Source organism: Vibrio mexicanus, from assembly GCF_001012815.1.
GTDB classification, from domain to species: Bacteria; Pseudomonadota; Gammaproteobacteria; order Enterobacterales; family Vibrionaceae; genus Vibrio; species Vibrio mexicanus.
This window is the reverse complement of sequence record NZ_JYJP01000086.1, coordinates 13,841-29,405: the sequence shown is the minus strand read 5'-3', so window position 1 is coordinate 29,405 and position 15,565 is coordinate 13,841. Positions and strand designations below refer to the sequence as shown.

The following is a 15,565-nucleotide window of genomic DNA, read 5'->3' as shown; positions in this document are numbered from 1 at the left end:
TCTCAGAGCGGCTTTTTCATCAACACTGTCTATAGAGGCTAGCGTCTGATCGGTTGGTGTAAGACAACTGTGGTATTAAGGGAGCCGATACCATCAAATGACTCGATTTCATTGCATAGGTTGTGAATTGACTGAAGGTCAGGCGCCTCAATGAGCGCAATAATATCGTAGGTGCCGCCCACAATGCTGGTTAGTCTTACTTCTGGTAACTCTTTCAGTGCATTGCTGACGTCGTTTTTACGACCTTTTTCACATGAGATAAGTAAGTAGCTTGCGGCTTTTCTTCCTTCATTCTCAATGCGAATTTGAGCGGTATACCCTTTAATGATTCCAGTTTTCTCAAGTCGGTTAATCCGTTCAGCTACGGCTGTACGGGATAAACCTATGTTACGAGAAAGGTTTGCGATCGATTCACGACCGTTGGATAGTAGGTTGGATAATATCTTACGGTCCAGTTTATCTAAGCCCTGTAGGCTCATGTTTGACATCATAAGTTGTGCCTCTGCGTTGTTTTATTATGTATTGTGTTTAATTAAATAATGTTCTCTGGGAGCGTAAATCCATACAACTCAGCCAAAGTGAACGGATTTCTTTGAGTAAGCGGCGTGATTTTCAAACTGATATCGCGTCCGGATACTTTTACGTCGCTAACGAAGCTCCCATTGTGATTATTGGTTAACGTTGATGCGCCAAATAATCGATGCACTGCCCATTGTCCGCTATGGGAGAGTACATGCTGTTTCCCTTCATCAGTCACATCTTGAATCGTAATGTTGACTGAGAAGTCACCACTTTGTGGCGGCCACTGCAGCTCTTGAATTCGACTTGGGCCGTGATAATAGTTAATGCTGGAATCAGCGACTTGGACGTTTGCGCGTATCGCACTCGAATCCAAATCCAAAACTTTGGCACTAAATGGTATATAGAATCTGTTCGTGCTCTTGTTGATCAAAGTATCGCGAATAACATTGTAGTTTCGTAGTTGCACTAAAAGTTCAGGTGATAACGGCATGACTTCACCATCTACGCGCTTAGGGACCCAGAGGTTTGTGTCGTAGAACTGAGCAAGATTTTGCTCTACAAAGCTATCTAGTACACCACCTTGAGCAAAGAAGTGTTCAAAGTCTTCAAGAGATATCTCATCTGACGCGCTAAGATTGAATGGATATCGATTAAGACCAATATCTCTGAATCTTGCATATACTTCGCTATACCACTGGTCTTGAATACCTTTCGCGGATTCAGCCATCATCACAGACCAACTTTGATTAACGATACCCAATAGCCAACTTCGCACTGGTTCTGGAGATTTCTGAGCAATCTGTCTTAGCCTAATGATTGGATCCGCTTCCGCACTGGTCATTCGTGCTTTTGTCGCCTCTAGTGCGGCCATTTGTGCGTTTGGAGAATCGGCAATATCCTTGATATAGGTTCTTAAACGACTGAGAGCCGTTATGATCTCTTCCCAAGGCGTCGGACTGTTTGCTGTTTCGCTAATTTGGAGTTGATTAAGATGCTGGAAAGCATGCTCGACTCGCTGCATTAGCAGATAATCGGGTTGAATCGTCTCTTCAGCGGTGCTTGTAGCAGCCTCAATAGCACCAGCAACTAACGGATTGTTCCCACCCGGAATTATAGCGGCCACACCGCCTTGTGGAGAGAAACGAGTATTGTTATAAACTTGATTGAGCACTGCAGTCATTGGAGAAGATGGTCCAGAGATCAAGTCAATAGCATTCGAGAGCTCACCGATGTTGTCATAACGTTTTACCTTCAGTTCACTGAGAGCGTTTCTCCACATCGATATATAATCGTCGGTGTATCTTTTTCTGACGGTGTCTTTGAATACTTCTTGTTCTTCCTTGGTTGGTACAACATGATTCGATAAACCGAGTACCCAGTTATCCGCAATGACGTGCTCGGACATCAAATCTAGTCTTGGGCGATAGAATGTACTAAAGCCCATTGAAGTAAAGACTCGGTTAATATCCAAAATTTCTGTTTCGACGTCGTCTTGGAAAATGTTGCTGAAATCGAAACCAACGGCTCTTTGGATACTTAAGGTCCCTAGATCAACCTCATCAGCTTGATCAAGCAAGCGGTTATATACTAAGTCGACATTGGATCCTGCTAAAAGGGTTCGACGTGTCGCTCGAACGATATCCATGCTTATTGGAATAGCGGGGAATTCAGTCCGAAAGAGTGCATCCAAGTAGTTCATTGCCTTATTAACAGAATCTGTCTGTGTGCTGAGACGCATGAGGGTGGATTCTGTTTGTTTTCTAAGAAAGCGAGTATCACGTTTACTAGGGTCGTTGAGCATCAAATAGGCCTTTAACAAGGGCAACGACTTCGCTTGTTCAGATTGAGTATTCGATAGGCGCAGTTGGTAACCGTACTCGACGACCGGCATAAGTTCTTGAGTTATCTGATGGATTAATGCTTGATAAGCCTGCTTGGTCGTTGGCTCTAGACGACTCACATTCAGGGATAACATCTCTTCGTCTAGCGCGAGGTTACCATCGATCCAAGCCTGATAGGTCGGCGCTATGCTTGCCACAGCACGTTCGAAGTCAGCATTAAAATCATTGATACGGCTATCCGCCAGTGTATCGTCATTGATGTCGAGTAATTGCGATATCACTGACAAGTTGCTGACTAGATTTTGGCTTAGCAAGTAACCACCACCAACGAGCAATGTGATTGACGCCGCCATAGCTAAATGACTGTTTCTACGGATCTTCCTGAGATATCTCTTGTTTTCGCCTGCAAATTCAGCTTCAGGAAGTACTTTGGAGTCAACCAAGAAACGAACAAAATAGGGAGTTTCCGTGAGTTGACGATGCTCTGAAGCGATTATTGGTAGGTTGAAGTAGTTGCTACAACTTTTAGCTAAAAGGTTGTATTTTCGACCACCTTGCAAACCGGAACAAAAGAAAACTTCACGGAAATCTATTGTATAAATGCCCCTGTTAATGTCGTTCAGGCGCTCTATAATCTTGCCAATCTTATCATTACATAGTTCAAACTGTTTTGAGAAGGTCAGTATTGATTGGCGTTCAGAAGTGCTGTTGGAGTGGGAAGCCGTGTCCAATGCGTTACTTTCGATGACGCGCACCAGGTTGTTATGGCTATCAGTGTAATAGTCGACTAAAGCCCCTTTGGCTTCTTTTAACGGTATAGATAGAAACTCTAACGTAGATTTTAAAGTACTGTATTGGATGTACTCTTTGAATCCATCGAGTTTGTCGAGTTTATTCATGAATAGGTAAAGGGGTAGAGACATCGATGTCTCTTTACCTATACTGTGGATGCGCTCTGTCAATGAAGAAAGCACATAGTCATATTGATCTTCTTCATTTACGATGATGAACTCGAAATCAATAAAAAGTAGGCAACCAGAGAAAGGCTTTCGGGGCCTAAAGGCTATAACTTCTTTTATTAAGCGATTCCACAATCCAGCATCGGAAGCTGATACCTCTTGAAAGACTAAACGTGGGTTTGGTTTCAAATATGCGGCATCGTCTGACTCATACCATTCAAAGAAGTCATTTTTGATGGTGCGTGTCTTGTCGACGGGTTTGATAGCATTAGAATGGTTAAGAAACTGAGCCTTGCCTGAACCTTTGTTACCTAATAGTAAATACAGAGGCTTTTTTCGAGAAGCTGAAAGTAGCGGGTCGATAACCATAGCTAAGCTTTCTTCTTCTGTTTCGATATGCTGATCTTGTTTAGTTTTTCTTCTTTTTAAAATCAGTGATGTGATAAAGGCTAAGTAAATGAGTGCTATCGCCCCAATGCCTATCCAGAAGATATTTGTGCCAAGAGTATCGAGCCAATAATAGTGAGCTGCAGTCCATGATAGAAGCAAGATCAAAGCGCATAATGACGAGATAATCACAGGGTTTCTTGTTAATGAATTTCTTAGCATAAGTTTTCTGGCCTTTATTCCTGCGGTTCTTGATTCATGCGCTGATGAAGCTGGGTTATCTTGTATAAATAGGTATTGACGATTGTAAGTGAACGTTCCAACTCCGCAGAATCTTGATTGCTCTCAGCATATTCAATACGACCCAATAGTGGGAACAGCGAATTGCTATATTGATAGGCACGTTTCGCTTGCCGACTTTCATCATCACGTATTACATTGGCGAAGACTGTTCGTGCTTGAGAGAACTGATTGCTAAGTTGCAGATAGTTGTCATCGAGTTGCTGCTTTTTGGTTGAAAAGTCACTTTCGAGAAGATTGATTGCCGATGAAGAAGGATAAACTGCGTTTAAGGATGTAAAAATCGCCTCGATATCATCTGCCTTCGTTACAGTTTCTGGTCGCAGATTCCAGTCTTTTAATCTGACGTCTAGATTGGAAATAATGACAGGTAGTAAGGATTCCAAAATAGGCTCTTCATATCTAGGTAGTTGAGAGATTAATGGACCAAGTTCGTCAAGCGTTGCACCTGTGATTTGAGATTTGAAACTGGATACTTGATAGTATTTAGCTCCAAAATGTGCGGCAAGTGCGATAGAGAAAATCACTAATATGATAGTGAAAGTGCGCAGTCGAACGTTATTTTGTTTAGGTAGTTTCTTAGCCGTTTCTTCCGTTCTGATCTCTGATGCTTTAATCATAACGGAAACGTCCGAGTTCGCTCTTTGTGCTACTGGCCTTGCTTCTTGCTTTTCATTAGTTTTTGGTTGTTGGAGTAGTTTCTTTTTCTGTTGCTGATCACGGATATCGTCAATCCATTGTCCGAACTGTCGACGTATTGAACCAAGTGAAGGAGCCTTGATGCCGTAATGTAGTCTCATCTCTTCTTCGATTCGGAGACAAATTTGATGGCCGGCTTCGAGTAATGGCAGGTCGTCTTCAGTGACAGACAGACGTTTGATTCTTTTTTCACCGTGCTCGGTGAGCCACTCAATCGCGCCAATTCTTGCATTAGACTTCTCAGCGCTAGGGTAGGCTGTAGTCCAATATACAACAGTAAGGTCAAGAATAGCGTTTAGTCCCTCGATGAAGCCTTTGATACCGTCAAGGTGGGCTGCCGAGACGGCGTAATAGGAGGCGACACGAAAATCTTTACTGTGATGCGTTAGAAGCGTTTTGGCTGATTTGTGAACTTTCTTCCAAGAGACAGTAGCGGTCACTTTGCTAATGTTGTTGATCTGTCTTTTAATGTCATCAAACTCTTCAAGTTCAGTTGGATTTATTCCCTGAGGAATATCACCAATAATTGGTCTCCTGGCAAAGTCTGAAAGATACATATAGATACCGCTACTTAATGAGTGATTAAATTAATTTTTATAACTTTATTTAGGTGTGGGGTTTACAGTTTTTGGATTTTATATCTATATTTTACAAATGGTATATGTAATTAGGTATATTATTTTCTTAAATTGATTTTTGTGATATTCATTCAAGGATCTAATCCTTGTATGCAAGTGTATTGTCATTATGATTGATTGTTTTGTCGCAAAATATAATGAGTAGGTTAGGTGGCAAAATCTGTATTTATTGTTGCCTGCCGTTTGAATGTAACATTTTGTAAAAATATTGAGGTTATTTGTAATAAACTATAGGGTCATTGAAGTGTAAGTCTATTTTATATTATTTATATTTATGGGGCTTTTCTGGCTATTATTTTTAGAAATTATTACTGTTAAAAATGTTATTAATTTCCTTCGTGGTTATTTTTTTGACTTCAATAGTCATAACGTTCTTATTGATGGTCAAATTGCCTAAAGTTAATTCCAATGCGCTACGTATATTGAAAATGAAATATCTTCCGGTATTGTGCGCTAAAAGTGACGGTCTTTAGTTGGAATTAAGGATATATGATGCAGAAGACTATTTATGTTAGTGCAATACTATTGATTGGTTTGCTCTCGTCTGCAGTAAACGCAAAAGGTAACCGATACGGCGGTACAATCAGCCAGTTCAGTATTGAAAGTATCGATTACGAACAGGGTAAAAGTGGTGAAGTAGATGCTTTGCGCTATGGCTTAACTTATACACGCCCAATTGACGAGAACAACAATCGATGGCGTTGGTGGTTTGGTGCCAACTATTTGAATGAATCAGTAAAGGCGCCGGACAATGGCGTCTATCAAGAGGTATCGAATTTCGAATTTCGAGTTGTTCCTCAGTACGCATTAACAAATGTATCATTTATTACACCATATATTGGTGCAGGCGTGTCATTGGGTTACTCACAATATTCTCGGCGTTGGGTCGTTGATGACGAAGGTTATAAGTATGGTGACCAGCTCGACGATATTGATCAGTTTGAGGTGAGTTTAGTTGGATCCGTTGGCACTGTTATTAAATTGGGCAGTAATCCTAATGCTCATTTGCAATTTATTCCTCAGGTCTCTTATCTCTTCCCTGTTTATAACGATGGTATTGGTGGGTTAGAGCTTTCTGTTTCGCTACTTTTCTAAGGTTATTCTATGCAATTGAAACAGCTTATTCTTGTAGTTGATCGGTGCCCTGAAGAATATTTGGGAACAAAGCAGGTTGAGTTGCCCGATAGCGGGGGATCAATTGGCCGAAACAATGGTTGTACGCTAACGTTAGTCGATCATAACCGTTTTATTTCCGGTACACATTGTCTGATATCGGTTTATGGAGACACATACTATCTAAGTGACGTTAGTACGAACGGTACGTTGATCAATGGGGAGAAAATATTAAAGAATCAACCTGTCTCATTACACGATGGTGATTCAATATCACTCGGACAGTATGATTTCTCTGTTTCATTTGAATCGATTAGCACCACTGTGGATATAGCCTCTGATATCGCACCTGAACGTGACTCTATTGATCCACTCGTTTCACTTGGTAAAGCACCTACAGAATCTCTTCAAGAGTCTCGAGGTGCTTTAGAAGACATGTTTTTAGAAACATCTCAAGCCGAGGACCCTAGCTTAGACCCTGTAACGCATTTGCAGTTCTCTATGGGGGATGAAAGTGAGCATTTGATTGCGGATGACCAAGAACATCGTGCAAGTAACAGTGTTGAGTCCACTGCTGAACCATCCACGCAGCAGTGGGTGGATGATAGTTTGTCAATTGATTCTGAGTTTGATGTGCCAAACTTAATTCCTGAAGATTGGATTGGAAGTGCTGGCTCTGCGAATCATGATATCGACTTTGATGCGGCTGAAAATTCTAACATCCTTGCTGGGCGCAGCGGTTCTGTTTCGAGTGATGAAATGCCTCCTAAAGACGTTGAGTATTCTGCAAAAGTAGACTCGAATTTGAAAGGCTCTGCGACCGCAGTAAATGCTCAAAACGAAAGACCGCATTGGGAAGAAGTGACGCGCCCATTTACTCCTAGCCAAAGTGCTCACGATGCCACCGAAGAACCTCAACGTAAAGACAACTTAGATTCACCAGCACTGAGCTATACGGGTAGCGCGTCAGAAGATGCAAGACTTGCTTTTTTTAAAGGGCTCGGAATCGAAGATCCGAGTCTGTTTAGTAATAAAGATGAGTTTTACCTTCAGATGGGGACGTGTTTAAGGCTTTGTATTGAGAACTTTCAGTCTCAGCTCCAAGAAGTTGTCGAAGCGAAAGGGGAAGAGGAGTCTGAACTAACTGAATCTGATTTGACGACTTTGATGCTTACGTTAAACCAGCAAAGTCTGCTATCCCCTAGAGATCTTATTGAGCAAGTAATTGATGAGCTTGAGGAGCATAAACAACATCATCAAAGAGCGACGAAAGAAGCTCTTGATGAACATATGATGCAAATGGATCCCAAGGAGTTTGCAAAAGAGGTGAGTTCAGAATCGCGATTTATGACAAAGCGCGGCCTTTGGAAAGACTACTGCCGTTACTACAACGAGCATGCAAGCTCAAACAGTACACAGAGTATCAATACCCTAATCAAGAATAAATACCAAAGATTGGTGAAAGAAGCGCATGTCTAAAGTGAAAGCCCTTTCCATTCTAATCATTAGCCTGATTATGTCTGGATGCACCATGTGGGGTCAGCTAAAAGAATCGACAGGTCTGACTCCTACAACGTCTTCAATTGAGCTCATTATTGAGGCCGATGATGTGTTGAATTTGAGGGAAGGGGGACAGTCCTCTCCTGTCATATTAAGGATACATGAGCTCAGCTCTCCAGTATTGTTCAGAAGCTTAGATTTCTTCGCTTTGTTTGAAAATGATAAGGCCTCTTTGGGAGATGAATATCTCAAACGTTATGAGTATCAACTACAGCCCGGAGATTCGATTCATGAAATTATCGAACTTACTCCTGAAACAAGAGCGCTAGGTTTCTCCGTAGCATTTCGAAATATTAGTGGTTCCTCTTGGCGTCGAGTCGAATTAGTTGAAGAAAAAACTGAGTATTATCTGAAACTGAAATTAAAAGGTAGTGAGTTAAGTACTGACGCTACTCGTGGTATCGAACAGACTTACTTCTAAGGATTCAAAATGTCTCTATACAACCCTGTAGTCTGGCAAGACGGCATGTTTATGAAGCCGCAACATTTCCAGCAACTCGATCGCTCACAGCATAAGTTTAGTGGTTTGTTGAGCGCTAATACCTCGCCTCTTTATTGGGGCGTAAAACGAATTGAGCTCAACAATGAGCTGCTCAGTCTTGGGAAAATTGGTATTAGTGGTGTGGAAGGTATTTTACAAGACCGAACACCGTTTAAATTGCCCGAATTTGCGGAGCTGCCAGAAGTAAGAGAAGTTGATGCAGCTTTTACAGACAAAATTGTTTTTTTGTGTTGCCCACTCCCCTCTGAACGCAGTGAAGTTTTCGGTCAAAATGGTAGCGGATCTCGCTATACCATTACAAGTCAGGAAGCAATCGATGCTTGTTACGACAGCCAAGATACGGCTAGCATCTTTGTTGGGCAACTGAACTTCAGACTGATGTTTGATCACGAAGACCGAAGCGCATTCACCTCAATTCCTATCGCCAAGATTTCTGAAGTGAAACCCGATGGTAGTGTAGAGTTAGATGAGAACTACATACCAACGTGTATTGACATTAGAGCTTCGAAAGTACTCTCCAAGTTCACGACCGAGTTCGCTGCGATGCTGAAACATCGGGCAGAAACAATCGTGTCACGGCTAGGCGTCGTTGATCAACAGGGCGTCTCGACAGTATCTGACTTTATGTTATTGCAAACGTTGAATAGGTATGAGCCTCTCTTTTGGCATTACTCCTCCGCCGAGGGTATTCATCCGGAGTCTTTATTTCAAACTCTGCTGCAAGCTGAGGGCGAGCTCGCTACATTATGTTCAGCAACGAAACGACCAAAAGAGTTTACCCAGTATAATCATTCAGACCTAACGGGCTGTTTGTCTGAACTGTTGTCTACCTCGAAGATGACTTTGAGTGTGATGTCAGAGCAGAGAGCAATGCCGTTAGTGCTTAAAGAACAAGGATACGGTATCCGTACCGCGCCTATTTCTGATAGCTCGATCGTTGAGAAGACTACGTTCATCCTAGCCGTTAAAGCGGATGTGACACTCGATATTCTGCATACCCAGTTTGTGAGTCAGACTAAAATTGGCTCAATTGACAATATTCGTGACTTGATTAATTTGCAGCTTCAGGGGATTGAAATTAAGCCAATGCCTGTCGTGCCTAGAGCGCTGCCATATCATGCTGGCTACACTTATTTTGAGCTTGATAAAGGTTCAGAAGAGTGGCGAGCGTTATCGAATGCAGCCGCGATCGCGATTCATGTTGCTGGCGACTTTAGTAATCTTTCGTTGCAGCTTTGGGCGGTTAGACAATGAGTTATGTAGACGGTGATGTAACCGTTGTCCTCTATCAGCCCGAACCTGGCAAGCCAATGGAGGTTATGCCCGCTCCGGATTTGTCGCGCAATATTGCAGTTAAAGACTTATCGATCAACAAAATGGGTGTTAACCCATTAGTGGACCAATTTAGTTGGTTGATTGCTACGCTATCTTGTTTACCTTCTATCCCTTGGATTGATGATCCTATGCCGTTTAGAGAGCAGGTAGGGCGCGAGATTCGCAAGGGCGAAAGAAAGCTCAATGAGATGGAAGTAGATCGAGCGTCGGTTCTCGTCATCCGGTATTGCTTGTGTGCGGCTATTGATGAAGCTGTGTGTCGTCAAGAGTGGGGGAGCAACAGCAACTGGAGCCAAAATAGCTTACTTTCAGAGTTTCATAATGAAACGTCTGGTGGTGATAAATTTTTTACTATCTTGGAAAGGCTAAAAGCAGACCCGCGCAAGTATCGCCACCTGATTGAATTTCTCTATTTACTTATCCAGCTTGGATTCCAAGGGAAGTATGGGCGCGAGGAGCGCGGTGGAGAAAAGCTTGCAGATATTGCGAGCACGATCTATCGCTTGGTACGCGACGATAGACTCGCAGATAACGAAAAGTTGACTTTAGTCGACTTAAAAGCGAAGTACTTGAAAAAGCCGCTTAAGAAAGTAATTCCGCCAAAGCTTATTCTTGGGGTCACAGCGCTGATTTTTTCAGGAATGTATTTAGCGACTTATCTTATTATCGATTCACGCTTCCAACAGCTGCTTGAAGTATATCAGCAATAGAATTTTTTCGACTTAGATATAAAAAATGCCGCTAGTTAACTAGCGGCATTTTTGTTGGGTCTAAGCTGAATTAGTTAAACATTTCGATCGCCGTTTTAGGGTCGATGTATTCTAAATCAAAGCTCTCTGCAACCTCTTTGCAAGTCACTTTTCCGTGGATAACGTTTAGGCCTTCCAAGAAACCTTCATCTTCCAATAGAGCAGATTTGTAACCTTTGTTCGCGAGCTTCACGATGTATGGCAGTGTTGCATTGTTAAGCGCGAATGTTGAAGTACGTGCTACAGCACCTGGCATGTTCGCTACACAGTAGTGAACGACATCATCAACAATATAAGTTGGATCAGCGTGTGTGGTTGCACGCGATGTTTCAAAACAACCGCCTTGGTCGATGGCAACGTCAACAACGGCGGCGCCTGGCTTCATTTTAGCGATATGTTCTTTAGTCACTAGTTTCGGTGCCGCTGCACCTGGGATAAGAACCGCGCCTACTACAAGATCCGCTTCTAACACGTGTTTCTCAATAGCATCTTCTGTTGAGTAAACGACTTTTGCGCGGCCTTGGAACTCTTCGTCAAGGCGACGGAGCGTGTCGACATTGCGGTCTAGAATAGTGACGTCCGCGCGTAGGCCGACAGCCATACGTGCAGCGTTAGCACCCACAACACCGCCGCCGACAACAACCACTTTTGCGGGCTCTACACCCGGTACGCCACCAAGTAATAGACCACGTCCACCGTGAGATTTCTCTAAAGTTTGAGCACCAGCTTGGATAGACATGCGACCTGCGACCTCAGACATTGGCGCAAGTAGTGGTAAGCGACCCATATTATCTGTTACAGTCTCATATGCTACGCAGACAGCTTTGCTCTTGATTAGCTCATCAGTTTGTGGAAAATCTGGTGCTAGGTGCAAATACGTAAATAATATTTGCCCTTCTCGAAGCATAGCTCGCTCGACAGCTTGAGGTTCTTTAACCTTTACAATCATTTCTGCTTTGGCGAAAACCTCAGCAGCAGTAGGAAGAATGGATGCGCCTACAGCGATGTAATCATCGTCTGAAAAGCCGATGCCCGAACCGGCACTGGTTTCTACAAATACTTGGTGACCATGTGAGATTAGTTCTCTCACACTAGCTGGAATCATACCGACACGATACTCGTGGTTCTTGATTTCTTTAGGTACGCCAATGATCATCCTGACTCCTCGTTTTATTTTGGTTGTATTATCTATGTGTAGGGTAATTCTGTCGAATTAATATCTAGTATAGAAGTTAGTTATCAGAATTTGATACTAAATATTAAGAAGTTGTAGTATATTTTTTTGCAAGGAAGTAATAAGGTGGAATAAAACATGGCAGACAACTACAAGAAGCCGTCCAAGGATCTAGACCGTATCGATCGCAATATCTTAAACGAGTTGCAAAAAGACGGTCGTATTTCTAACGTTGAACTATCGAAACGTGTGGGGCTATCTCCAACACCATGTTTAGAGCGTGTTCGTCGTCTAGAGCGTCAAGGCTACATTACGGGTTACACTGCGCTACTCAATCCGCAGTACCTTGATGCCTCTCTATTAGTATTTGTTGAGATTACGTTGAATCGTGGTGCGCCTGATGTGTTCGAGCAATTCAACACCGCGGTTCAAAAATTGGATGATATTCAAGAATGTCACCTAGTATCAGGTGATTTTGATTATCTTCTAAAGACTCGTGTATCGGACATGAGTGCTTACCGTAAGCTACTTGGCGATACGCTATTACGTCTTCCGGGTGTCAATGACACAAGAACCTACGTGGTTATGGAAGAAGTGAAACAAACCAATCAGCTTGTTATTAAAACTCGTTAATTGCTAACGCAGTCAGGATAGCTGTCCATATTCTGACGTTAGACAATTGGGTTTTTGACTTTGATATGGTTAAATCGATCTGAGCGGCTTTTGCCGCTCAGATTGTTTTTATCTCTTTGTATTTCCGCTATCAACCGTCACAATAGGTTGTTGATGCGTAACGAATTCAAGTTGGTGTATGTTTAAGCAGACCAAAAATCTATTAGGCTCATCGAGTTCTAAAGTCGAAACCATTGTGAAAACGGGTCAAGAGTCTCAGCCTTCTCGTTTATCAGGCCCTCAGCGTCTTAAAGAGTGTGGGCTAATTTTATCTGTCCTTCTCGCTATGCTCCTAACTGTTGCATTGATGTCTTTTAGTCCGGCGGATCCTTCGTGGTCGCAGACTGCTTGGGGCGGAGAGATAGAAAATGCAGGTGGCCTTGTCGGAGCATGGATTGCCGATACTCTATTTTTTACCTTTGGCTCATTGGCGTATCCCATTCCGGCGATCATTGTCGTTTTTGCGTGGGTGACTTTAAGGAATCGAAAAGAAGATGAAGCGATCGATCTTATGCTTTGGGGGACTCGTCTTCTCGGCTTAGTGATTGTTATTTTGACCAGTTGTGGCCTTGCAGATATCAACTTCGATGATATTTGGTACTTCTCCTCAGGTGGCGTAATTGGTGACGTGTTAACGAGTTTAGCGTTACCAACATTGAATGTATTGGGTACAACACTTGTACTTCTATTTTTGTGGGGAGCGGGCGTGACGCTTCTCACCGGAGTATCATGGCTAACTATTGTGGAGTGGGTCGGCTCCAGTGCAATTGCTCTGTTTACTTCACTGATCAATAAACTTCGTGGTGAGCAAGATGAAGTCCATGAGCCTGTTCTAAAAGAGCCAGCAGAGGATAGCGTCGTTCAAGAAGTGTCGGCGCAGCAAGAACCCATTATCGGTGACTTAGATGAAGCTCCGTCGAAAGAGCCGCGTCGATTCAATATTCACATGCCAGAATCTCATCAGCAGGACACTATTCAACCGCTCCGCAACCAAGAAGCTCAGGTTGAAGAATTTACAACAGAGACAAAAGAAGAAAAAGACATCGTATTTGCTGATAATCAGCCTGAGCGAGTTACTCAGTTGGGAGCGACAATCGAAGAGCTTGAGGCTGCTGCATTGTCCGCAGACGATATGCCGTTACAAGAAGAGCCTATAGAGCCTCAGATGCAAGAACATCTTGAGTACGCTTCTATGCCAGATCCTGCAGCTTTGAACCAAGATAATATATCCAACCCGCAGACGGGAGATCTGCCTTGGCGGCGTGAAACAGTCGAAGATACAGAATCTGACGAGCAGAAGCCGATGATCAGTGAGGAAATTCTTGAGCAGATCACTGAACAAGTCGAACCAAATCAGCACGTAGAGCCAACGATATCGGACATAGACACCGTTGATATCGAAGAGGTTGTCGAACAGCCTTTGTCAGAGGAAGGATCTTCTTTTCAAGAGCCTGTGGTTGCAGAGCCTTACGAGCCAGAAGAAGAACAAGATGAAGACGTACAAGCTTTTCAATCAATGGTGTCTGACGCGCAAGCCAACATGGCTGCGCAGCAAAACCCATTCCTTGTACAGAAAGAGCCAAATCTGCCTAAACCGGCGGAGCCAATGCCGACGCTTGAGCTGCTGTATCATCCAGAGAAACGTGAGAATTTTATCGACCGCGCCGCTCTTGAAGATATTGCTCGCTTGGTAGAAGCGAAGCTAGCAGATTATAAAATTAAAGCGGAAGTGGTTGATATTTTCCCAGGGCCGGTTATTACTCGCTTTGAGTTAGATCTGGCACCAGGTGTTAAAGTAAGCCGTATTTCAGGCCTATCGATGGACCTCGCGCGCTCTTTATCAGCAATGGCGGTTCGCGTTGTGGAAGTGATCCCTGGCAAGCCTTATGTTGCTTAGAGTTGCCAAATATGAGCCGACAGACAGTGTACTTCTCGGATGTTGTTGGCAGTCAGCAATTTATTGATTCTAAATCACCGACTACGGTTGTGCTTGGTCAAGACATAGCGGGTGAAGCTGTAGTTGCTGACCTGTCGAAAATGCCGCATGTGCTCGTAGCAGGTACGACAGGCTCTGGTAAGTCGGTTGGTGTGAACGTCATGATTCTGAGTATGCTGTATAAGGCGACACCAGAAGAAGTGCGCTTCATTATGATCGACCCTAAGATGTTGGAGCTGTCGATATATGAAGGAATTCCACATCTTCTGTCAGAAGTAGTGACGGATATGAAAGACGCATCCAATGCTCTTCGTTGGTGTGTTGGCGAGATGGAACGTCGCTACAAGCTGATGTCTGCTCTTGGGGTAAGAAACATCAAAGGCTTCAATGACAAATTGAAGATGGCAGCAGAAGCGGGTCATCCGATTCATGATCCTCTTTGGCAAGAAGGGGACAGCATGGATCAAGAGCCACCTTTATTGGAAAACCTCCCTTATATTGTCGTCGTCGTCGATGAATTTGCCGACCTAATGATGGTGGTGGGCAAGAAAGTTGAAGAGCTTATTGCGCGTCTTGCTCAAAAGGCTCGCGCGGCAGGTATTCATTTAATCCTCGCGACGCAAAGACCTTCGGTTGATGTGATCACCGGCTTGATTAAAGCGAATATCCCAACTCGTGTTGCATTTACGGTTTCAACGAAAACTGACTCACGTACCATTCTCGATCAAGGCGGCGCCGAGTCGCTGCTAGGTATGGGTGATATGCTTTACTTACCACCAGGTTCGAGCCACACCACTCGTGTGCACGGTGCGTTTGCATCTGATGACGATGTTCATGCGGTCGTAAATAACTGGAAAGCACGTGGTAAACCGAATTATATTGATGAGATCACCAGCGGTGATCAATCGGCAGATACTCTACTTCCGGGTGAAAAGCCAGAAGGTGAAGAAGAGATGGACCCGTTATTTGACCAAGTGGTTGAGCACGTTGTGCAATCACGTCGCGGTTCGGTTTCTGGAGTACAACGTCGCTTTAAGATCGGTTATAACCGAGCCGCTCGTATTGTTGAGCAGCTTGAGGCGCAGGGTATCGTGAGTGCCCCGGGTCATAATGGTAACCGTGAAGTATTGGCACCCGCACCGGGACGAGAGATGAACTAATCAAATTAGACTAACAGC

At 43.5% G+C, this 15,565-nt stretch carries 10 protein-coding genes and 2 pseudogenes; 8 read left to right on the top strand and 4 right to left on the bottom strand.

All coding sequences use genetic code 11. The features are described 5' to 3' along the window. Positions 1–38: 38 nt before the first annotated feature. From UA76_RS12160 to UA76_RS12150, 3 genes are read right to left on the bottom strand one after another with little or no spacing between them, the layout of a single operon-like run. On the bottom strand, positions 39–491 hold the full coding sequence (locus tag UA76_RS12160; protein WP_047046450.1) for an Lrp/AsnC family transcriptional regulator: 453 nt from the start codon (positions 489–491) through the stop codon (positions 39–41). Between the two features lie 41 nt (positions 492–532). After that, the gene (tssM, locus tag UA76_RS12155) at positions 533–3,931 is read right to left on the bottom strand and encodes a type VI secretion system membrane subunit TssM (protein ID WP_047046448.1); all 3,399 of its coding nucleotides are present in this window, start codon (positions 3,929–3,931) and stop codon (positions 533–535) included. Between the two features lie 14 nt (positions 3,932–3,945). Then, entirely contained in the window at positions 3,946–5,265 is a 1,320-nt protein-coding gene (locus UA76_RS12150; RefSeq protein ID WP_047046445.1) for a type VI secretion system ImpA family N-terminal domain-containing protein, read from the bottom strand. A 573-nt stretch (positions 5,266–5,838) separates the two neighbouring features. Between UA76_RS12150 and UA76_RS12145 the strand changes: the two genes are divergently transcribed. The 5 genes from UA76_RS12145 to icmH are packed head-to-tail and all read left to right on the top strand — an operon-like array spanning position 5,839 to position 10,566. Then, entirely contained in the window at positions 5,839–6,441 is a 603-nt protein-coding gene (locus UA76_RS12145) for a hypothetical protein (RefSeq protein WP_047046442.1), read from the top strand. A 9-nt stretch (positions 6,442–6,450) separates the two neighbouring features. Further along, positions 6,451–7,938, top strand: a complete 1,488-nt coding sequence (gene tagH / locus UA76_RS12140) for a type VI secretion system-associated FHA domain protein TagH (RefSeq protein WP_047046440.1) — start codon at positions 6,451–6,453, stop codon at positions 7,936–7,938. Continuing rightward, on the top strand, positions 7,931–8,440 hold the full coding sequence (gene tssJ, locus UA76_RS12135; RefSeq protein ID WP_075202574.1) for a type VI secretion system lipoprotein TssJ: 510 nt from the start codon (positions 7,931–7,933) through the stop codon (positions 8,438–8,440). The genes tagH and tssJ overlap by 8 nt, the downstream gene beginning before the upstream one ends. A 9-nt stretch (positions 8,441–8,449) precedes the next feature. Beyond that, positions 8,450–9,775, top strand: a complete 1,326-nt coding sequence (gene tssK / locus UA76_RS12130) for a type VI secretion system baseplate subunit TssK (RefSeq protein ID WP_047046438.1) — start codon at positions 8,450–8,452, stop codon at positions 9,773–9,775. Continuing rightward, complete coding sequence (icmH, locus tag UA76_RS12125) at positions 9,772–10,566, top strand: type IVB secretion system protein IcmH/DotU (RefSeq protein WP_047046435.1); 795 nt, start codon at positions 9,772–9,774, stop codon at positions 10,564–10,566. The genes tssK and icmH overlap by 4 nt, the downstream gene beginning before the upstream one ends. 70 nt (positions 10,567–10,636) lie before the next feature. Here the strand turns inward: icmH and ald are convergent, their stop codons facing one another. Then, positions 10,637–11,761, bottom strand: a complete 1,125-nt coding sequence (gene ald / locus UA76_RS12120; RefSeq protein ID WP_047046432.1) for an alanine dehydrogenase — start codon at positions 11,759–11,761, stop codon at positions 10,637–10,639. Positions 11,762–11,917: 156 nt separating this feature from the next. Here ald and lrp point away from each other — a divergent pair, with 156 nt between their 5' ends. The 3 genes and pseudogenes from lrp to UA76_RS25655 all read left to right on the top strand — a co-directional run. Continuing rightward, entirely contained in the window at positions 11,918–12,412 is a 495-nt protein-coding gene (gene lrp / locus UA76_RS12115; protein ID WP_017033863.1) for a leucine-responsive transcriptional regulator Lrp, read from the top strand. 178 nt (positions 12,413–12,590) lie between these two features. After that, positions 12,591–13,148: pseudogene (locus UA76_RS25660) on the top strand (DNA translocase FtsK 4TM domain-containing protein); the annotation flags it as partial. 903 nt (positions 13,149–14,051) lie between these two features. Further along, positions 14,052–15,547: pseudogene (locus tag UA76_RS25655) on the top strand (DNA translocase FtsK); the annotation flags it as partial. Positions 15,548–15,565: the final 18 nt, after the last annotated feature.

Bases quoted from the DNA above. Each gene is read 5' to 3' on its own strand.
- tagH (WP_047046440.1), top strand. From the start codon at position 6,451: ATGCAATTGAAACAGCTTATTCTTGTAGTTGATCGGTGCCCTGAAGAA.
- tssK (WP_047046438.1), top strand. From the start codon at position 8,450: ATGTCTCTATACAACCCTGTAGTCTGGCAAGACGGCATGTTTATGAAG.
- tssJ (WP_075202574.1), top strand. From the start codon at position 7,931: ATGTCTAAAGTGAAAGCCCTTTCCATTCTAATCATTAGCCTGATTATG.
- UA76_RS12160 (WP_047046450.1), bottom strand. From the start codon at position 491: ATGATGTCAAACATGAGCCTACAGGGCTTAGATAAACTGGACCGTAAG.
- icmH (WP_047046435.1), top strand. From the start codon at position 9,772: ATGAGTTATGTAGACGGTGATGTAACCGTTGTCCTCTATCAGCCCGAA.
- UA76_RS12150 (WP_047046445.1), bottom strand. From the start codon at position 5,265: ATGTATCTTTCAGACTTTGCCAGGAGACCAATTATTGGTGATATTCCT.
- lrp (WP_017033863.1), top strand. From the start codon at position 11,918: ATGGCAGACAACTACAAGAAGCCGTCCAAGGATCTAGACCGTATCGAT.
- tssM (WP_047046448.1), bottom strand. From the start codon at position 3,931: ATGCTAAGAAATTCATTAACAAGAAACCCTGTGATTATCTCGTCATTA.
- UA76_RS12145 (WP_047046442.1), top strand. From the start codon at position 5,839: ATGCAGAAGACTATTTATGTTAGTGCAATACTATTGATTGGTTTGCTC.
- ald (WP_047046432.1), bottom strand. From the start codon at position 11,761: ATGATCATTGGCGTACCTAAAGAAATCAAGAACCACGAGTATCGTGTC.